The organism is Sphingomonas sp. FUKUSWIS1, from assembly GCF_000733135.1.
GTDB lineage: Bacteria > Pseudomonadota > Alphaproteobacteria > Sphingomonadales > Sphingomonadaceae > Sphingomonas > Sphingomonas aerolata.
Window position 1 is genome coordinate 1,898 of the sequence record NZ_JPJC01000164.1, and the last position, 5,652, is coordinate 7,549.

Annotated in this window: 8 protein-coding genes; 5 read left to right on the forward strand and 3 right to left on the reverse strand. The window is 67.3% G+C overall.

Annotation, left to right across the window (positions count from 1 at the left end):
* Together sphsw_RS20420 and sphsw_RS10500 are read right to left on the reverse strand one after the other, a co-directional pair.
* A partial coding sequence (locus sphsw_RS20420; protein ID WP_042467038.1) for a DUF885 domain-containing protein occupies nt 1–1,115 on the reverse strand: 1,115 nt, incomplete at its 3' end.
* 85 nt (nt 1,116–1,200) lie between these two features.
* On the reverse strand, nt 1,201–1,404 hold the full coding sequence (locus sphsw_RS10500; protein ID WP_031440577.1) for a DUF5818 domain-containing protein: 204 nt from the start codon (nt 1,402–1,404) through the stop codon (nt 1,201–1,203).
* Nucleotides 1,405–1,580: 176 nt separating this feature from the next.
* Here sphsw_RS10500 and nhaA point away from each other — a divergent pair, with 176 nt between their 5' ends.
* Together nhaA and sphsw_RS10510 are read left to right on the forward strand one after the other, a co-directional pair.
* The gene (gene nhaA / locus sphsw_RS10505) at nt 1,581–2,969 is read left to right on the forward strand and encodes a Na+/H+ antiporter NhaA (RefSeq protein WP_031440578.1); all 1,389 of its coding nucleotides are present in this window, start codon (nt 1,581–1,583) and stop codon (nt 2,967–2,969) included.
* A 63-nt stretch (nt 2,970–3,032) separates the two neighbouring features.
* The gene (locus sphsw_RS10510; RefSeq protein WP_042467039.1) at nt 3,033–3,344 is read left to right on the forward strand and encodes a hypothetical protein; all 312 of its coding nucleotides are present in this window, start codon (nt 3,033–3,035) and stop codon (nt 3,342–3,344) included.
* Nucleotides 3,345–3,805: 461 nt separating this feature from the next.
* On the opposite strand, the gene sphsw_RS10515 is transcribed toward sphsw_RS10510, so the two are convergent.
* Nucleotides 3,806–4,054 carry a DUF2171 domain-containing protein gene (locus sphsw_RS10515; RefSeq protein WP_031396615.1) on the reverse strand — a complete coding sequence of 83 codons (249 nt, stop codon included), beginning with the start codon at nt 4,052–4,054 and terminating at the stop codon, nt 3,806–3,808.
* Between the two features lie 56 nt (nt 4,055–4,110).
* Between sphsw_RS10515 and sphsw_RS10520 the strand changes: the two genes are divergently transcribed.
* From sphsw_RS10520 to sphsw_RS10530, 3 genes are all read left to right on the forward strand, one after another.
* Nucleotides 4,111–4,314 (forward strand): hypothetical protein, encoded by a 204-nt coding sequence (locus sphsw_RS10520; protein ID WP_031396614.1) that lies wholly within the window; start codon nt 4,111–4,113, stop codon nt 4,312–4,314.
* Nucleotides 4,311–4,574 (forward strand): hypothetical protein, encoded by a 264-nt coding sequence (locus tag sphsw_RS10525; protein ID WP_031396613.1) that lies wholly within the window; start codon nt 4,311–4,313, stop codon nt 4,572–4,574. The genes sphsw_RS10520 and sphsw_RS10525 overlap by 4 nt, the downstream gene beginning before the upstream one ends.
* A 36-nt stretch (nt 4,575–4,610) precedes the next feature.
* Nucleotides 4,611–5,652, forward strand: a 1,042-nt coding sequence (locus sphsw_RS10530) for a ribonucleotide-diphosphate reductase subunit beta (RefSeq protein ID WP_031440580.1), incomplete at its 3' end; no start/stop codon positions are given.

Below are 5,652 nucleotides of genomic sequence, written 5' to 3' on the forward strand. Positions count from 1 at the left end.
TCGGGCAGCCTTGCCTGCATCGCGACGATCTGCCGGTTGAGATGCGCGAGCAGCGCGTCACGGCCCGCATCGGTGTTGGGATAAAGCTGGTCGGGCCGCTTGTTGAGCGCCACCAGCCGCTCGCCGACGGTTCCTTGCGTCATCCCCTGCGTCTTCAGGATGCCGTCGATCCGCGCGCCGATCTCGGCGACCTGCGCGAGGCCCAGCCGGTGGATCTCGTCCCCGCTCATCGCCACCGTCGTCGCGGCCTCCGCCGCCGCGGCATAATAGGCGTCGCCATCGGGCAGCCGCCAGCACCCCGCATCGTGCACCGCCTTGGCGCGCAGCTCGGCGACCAGCGCACGCTGTCGCTCGAGCGCGGGGCGGACGTCGCGCTCGACGATCGCGGTCGCGCGCGCGACGCGGTCGTCGGGCAGCCCCGCGGCCTTCAGCTTGGTGGCGAAACTCGTCACCATCACGCTCTGCGCCGCCGCGCCCTCCATCGCGCTGCCCAGCTGCTTCAGCGTCGTGTCGAGGATATAATCGGGCGCGAACACGCCGCGCGCCGCGTCGCTGCGCTGCTGCGCGCTGCTGTCGTCGATCGCCTTGGGCAGCGCGGACAGCCGCTGCAGATACGCATCCGCCTCGCCCGCATCGCGCACCCGCGTCTGCGATTCGAGGAAATCGGGCACGTCGCGATACGGCCCGGTCAGCTGGCTCAGCACATAGGGCGCGAACCGCCCGAGGCTGCTGCCATAGGTGAACCGCTTCGCGCCCGCGACCGCGCGCGTCAGCTGATAGGTCACGATCTCGTGATCGAGCGCGGCGTCGCTCGACAGCCCGCTCGTCCCGAACGCGCGCAGCTCGGCGAGTTCCTTCGTCGCCTGCGCCAGTTCGCGCGCACGTCCCGCCGCCGACTGGTCGTCGAGCCGCGCCTTCAGGCCGCTGCGCGTCCCCGTGTCGAGCCCCAGCCGCGTCGCCTGTTCGGGCGAGTCGTCGAGCCGCGCATAGAAGAACCGGTCGAGCATCGTGCGCAGCGCCGCGTCGCGCGATCCCGCCGCGGCGGCCCCCTTCAGCGGGACCGCGCCGATGACGGACGCGGCAGCGGCACTCGTTAGAAACCGACGACGATGCATGGACTACTCCCCTGATTCGGGGAGGGTGTAGCATCCGGGCGGTCTCGATCCACCCCGGGCCCCATGCTATCTGGGACTTACGCGCTCAGACGGGCGAGACGCCGTCCGCATTGACCAGATCGTCACCGACCAGCGTGCCGACCAGCCGGACGCGCTTCTCGACCAGGTCGACCGGCGTGCGGTGGAGCTCGAGCTCATAGCGCCCGCCCATGTCGCGGCGGAGATAAAACGCACCACCGTCACGGATCAGCGTCCCCGTCTCGTCGATCTTGGTTCCGATGGTCGTCATGGCGCGCGGCCTCCTGCCAGCGGCGATACCGCAGGTGACGCGCGACGCAACCCCCGGCGGCGTCGGTCCGCCGCCAGAAGTGTCCCACGGGCCCAAGGGATACGGCAAGGGATACGACAGGCGGTCTGCACCGTTATACCCGCACGCGCGTCCTGCCGACGCGATCCTGGAACATCATGGCCCTCACCCCCCGTCTCTCCGGCAAGCTGGCGGCGCGCGCGCATCATTCGCCCGCCGCCGCCGGTTTCCTCCACCGCCTCGCACCGTTCTTCGCCGCCGATCAGGTCGTCGGCGGGCCGCTGCTCATCGCCACGATCGTCGCTTTGGTCTGCACCAACCTGCCGATCGCGCATGATTACCAGACGATGTGGGACAGCACGCTCGAAATCCGGCTCGGCAGCTTCCGCGCCGCGCACCCGCTTGCCGACTGGGTGAACGAGGCGCTGTTGCCGCTGTTCTTCCTGATCATCGGCGCGGAGGTGAAGCGCGAATTCACCAAGGGCGCGCTGTCGACCGTGCGCACCGCGATGTTCCCGCTTGCCGGTGCGATCGGCGGGATCCTCGTCCCCGTCGCGGTCTATCTCGCGTTCAACTACGGGACCGAGGCAGCGAGCGGCTGGGGCACCGTCATCACCTCCGACACCGCGTTCGCGCTCGCGATCATCGGCATGTTCGCGACCCGGCTGCCCGTGTCGATCCGCGCGGTGCTGCTGGCGTTCGCGGCGATCGACGATGTCGGCGGGCTGCTCGTCATCGCCGTCGCCTATACCGGCACCCTGGTCCTGCCGATGCTCGTCGTCGCGGCGGTCGCCTATGTCGCGATCTTCGTGCTGCTGCGGCTGAAGCTCGTCTCGCCCATCCCCTATGTGCTGCTCGGGCTGATCGTCTGGGCGGGCGTCTATGCCTCGGGCATCCATGCGACGATCGCCGGGGTGATGCTCGGGCTGTTGTCGCCAACCCAGTCACGGCTGTCCGAGCGCCGCTTCGCCGAGCGCGTCCAGGCCCCGATCGACCGCTTCAAGCAGGCGGTCGACGAGGCGGAGTCGGGCGACCCCGAGGACAATGAGGAAATCCAGCGCAAGGCGCAGCAACAGCTCGGCTATATCCAGGAAATGACCGAGGCGACCGACGAACCCGCCGAACGCCTCGTCCAGATGCTCAACCCCTGGGTGTCCTATGTCGTCCTGCCGCTGTTCGCGCTGTCGGCCGTGCGGATCCACTTCTCGTCGGACCTGCTCGCCGACGCCGCGGGATCGCTGCTCGGGATCGGCGTGTTCGCAGGCCTCGCGTTCGGCAAGCCACTCGGCTTCGTCACCGCGACCTGGCTCGCGGTCAAGGCGGGCGCTGCCGAACTGCCCGACGCGGTCACCTGGCGGATGGTGCTCGCGATCGGCGCGCTGTCGGGGATCGGCTTCACCATCTCGCTGTTCATCGCCAATCTCGCCTTTCCCGATGCGCAGCGGACCGAGATGGCGTCGCTCGCGGTGCTTGCCGCGTCGCTCGCCTCGGGTGCGCTCGGCTATGTCCTGTTGCGCACCGCCGCGGCGCGGACCGAGGCCGGCTGACCACGGAACCTCCGCCGCCCACCGGGCGCTTCCATCTGGATCCCGCATGATGGAGGTATGACGATGACCGAAGCCTATTGGGGCGACACGACGCCGCCCGACATCGACTGGCGGATGAGCGCCGCGCTCGAAAACGTGCCCCGCGGCGACACCGACGTCGCCGAGGTGACCAGCCTGGAGACCGCGGTCCGCACCTGGACCACGCTCGATCCCGAGCATCAGCGCGCCGCGACGCTGACGCCCGAGCACGCGCTCCAGATCGGCCCCGAGGGCGCGGTCCGGCACTTCACCGGCGACGCGATTGCAGCGCTTGCCGCACTGCTCCCGACCGCCGGTCGCGCGGCCCCGGTCGACGACGACCCCGAAGCCGCCTGATCGCGTCGTTTCGGGGCCCGGACAGCGCCTGTCCGGCCCCGAAACCCGCGGAATTCCGCGGCCCGACGGGGGTCTCGACCACCCGACCGCCTCCCGACGCCCGATCCCGTATCTGGTGTCGAAACGGCCCCGACCACACCATCCCTAGGTGCAAGTCGGATAATTCGCGGCTCTTATCGAAATAAGTGCATAGCGGTATCCGGCCCGATCATGTAGATAAATGGCGTCACGCAGCGCCGCCCATCGGCGACGCCGGGCCCAGCTAGGACGGAGACGACATGCGCAGCAAATCGCACTCTGCCGCCGGGCGGACACCGGCCGACGCCACCCCGATTCGGGTGGCCGGTGCAGCAGCGCGAGACCGCGTACGTCCGACGCGAAAAGGGCGCCCCGGATCGCTCCGGAACGCCCCTGTCGTGCACTCGGCGCGCCCCCTCCGCTCGGGCGAGGGCGCCGCGCGGTTACTCGCTCTCTTCGAACGTCAGCGCGTTCGCGCCGGTCGCGCTCAGGCGGACCTTGTCACCCTCGATCTCGGCGACGAGGCCGAGCGAGATATAGTGATGCTTGGCGCCCTGCCCGTCCTGCGACTGCGGCGAATCATTCTTGGTCAGCTTGATGCGGTCGCCGTCGACATGATCGACGGTACCGACATGAACGCCGTCCGCGCCGATGACTTCAGCGTGTTCCTTGATCTGGGTTGCGTCGACCATTTTGCGTCTCCTGTGGTGGGTCCGGGTGCAGAACGCGCGTCTCGGGCATTGGTCGCATGACCTATGGCAGCGCCATCATGTTTGTCGTCGCGGCCCTGCTCGGGATCATCGGCGTCGCGATGCTGTTGCGGCTGCGCAGCCCCGATGTCAGCGACAAGCAGGTCTATGCCTTCCGGATGATCGGCATCATGCTCACCTCGGGCGCGATCGTGCTCGCGCTGTCGGCGGGCGCGATGTGGCAATGGACGCTCGAATCGTGAACACGCTCGTCCTGATCCTCGCGGTCGTCGGCATCTGCGCGGCGAACATGATCCTCGGCCGTCACTGGAGCCGGCTCGACCATAATCCCTGGTCGGGCGACTTTCGCGGCGAGACCTTCTGGGGTCCGACGCCCGGCTGGAACCCCGGCGCGCTCGACATCGGCAAGATCCGCCAGCGCGGCCGCGTGCTGATGATCGCCGCACCGATCGCGTCGCTGCTGTTCCTCGTCGTCGTCATCACCAGTTCAAGCCGTTTCTAGTTTCCTCAATTTCCCAAATTTGTCCCGGAGTATCCTATGTCCCTCCTCGAAGCCCGCAAGCAGTACAAGCCGTTCGAATACCCCTGGGCGTTCGAATTCTGGAAGCGCCAGCAGCAGCTCCACTGGCTTCCCGAGGAAGTGCCCCTGGGCGAGGATTGCCGCGACTGGGCGCAGAAGCTCAGCGATCACGAGCGCAACCTGCTGACGCAGATCTTCCGCTTTTTCACCCAGGCCGACGTCGAGGTGCAGGATTGCTACCACGAGAAGTACGGCCGCGTGTTCAAGCCGACCGAGATCAAGATGATGCTGGCCGCGTTCAGCAACATGGAGACGGTGCACATCGCCGCCTACAGCCATCTGCTCGACACGATCGGCATGCCCGAGAGCGAATATGGCGCCTTCCTCGAATATGCTGAGCTGAAGGACAAGCATGACTATATGCAGAGCTTCGGCGTCGACAATGACGAGGATATCGCGCGCACGCTCGCGATGTTCGGCGGCTTCACCGAGGGCGTCCAGCTGTTCGCCTCGTTCGCGATGCTGATGAACTTCCCGCGCTTCAACAAGATGAAGGGCATGGGCCAGATCGTCACCTGGTCGATCCGCGACGAGTCCTTGCACTGCGAGGGCATCATCAAGATGTTCCACACCTTCTGCGCCGAGCGTCAGTGCCTGACCAAGGCGGTCAAGGACGACATCGCCGACGTCTGCCAGACGACGATCCGCCTCGAGGACAATTTCATCGATCTCGCCTTCGAAATGGGTCCGGTCAACGGCATGACCCCCAAGGAGATCAAGAAGTATATCCGCTTCATCGCCGACTGGCGCATGACTCAGCTCGGCCTGAAGCCGATCTACATGATCGACGAGCACCCGCTCCCCTGGCTCGCCCCGATGCTCAACGGCGTCGAGCACGCCAACTTCTTCGAACAGCGCGCCACCGAATATTCGAAGGCCGCGACCAAGGGCCAGTGGAACGACGTCTGGGACAGCTTCGACAAGCGCCAGACCGCCAAGAAGGGCCCCGCCGCGAACGAGGACCTCGCCGACGGCGGCGACATGTTCTCGCTGGCGGGGG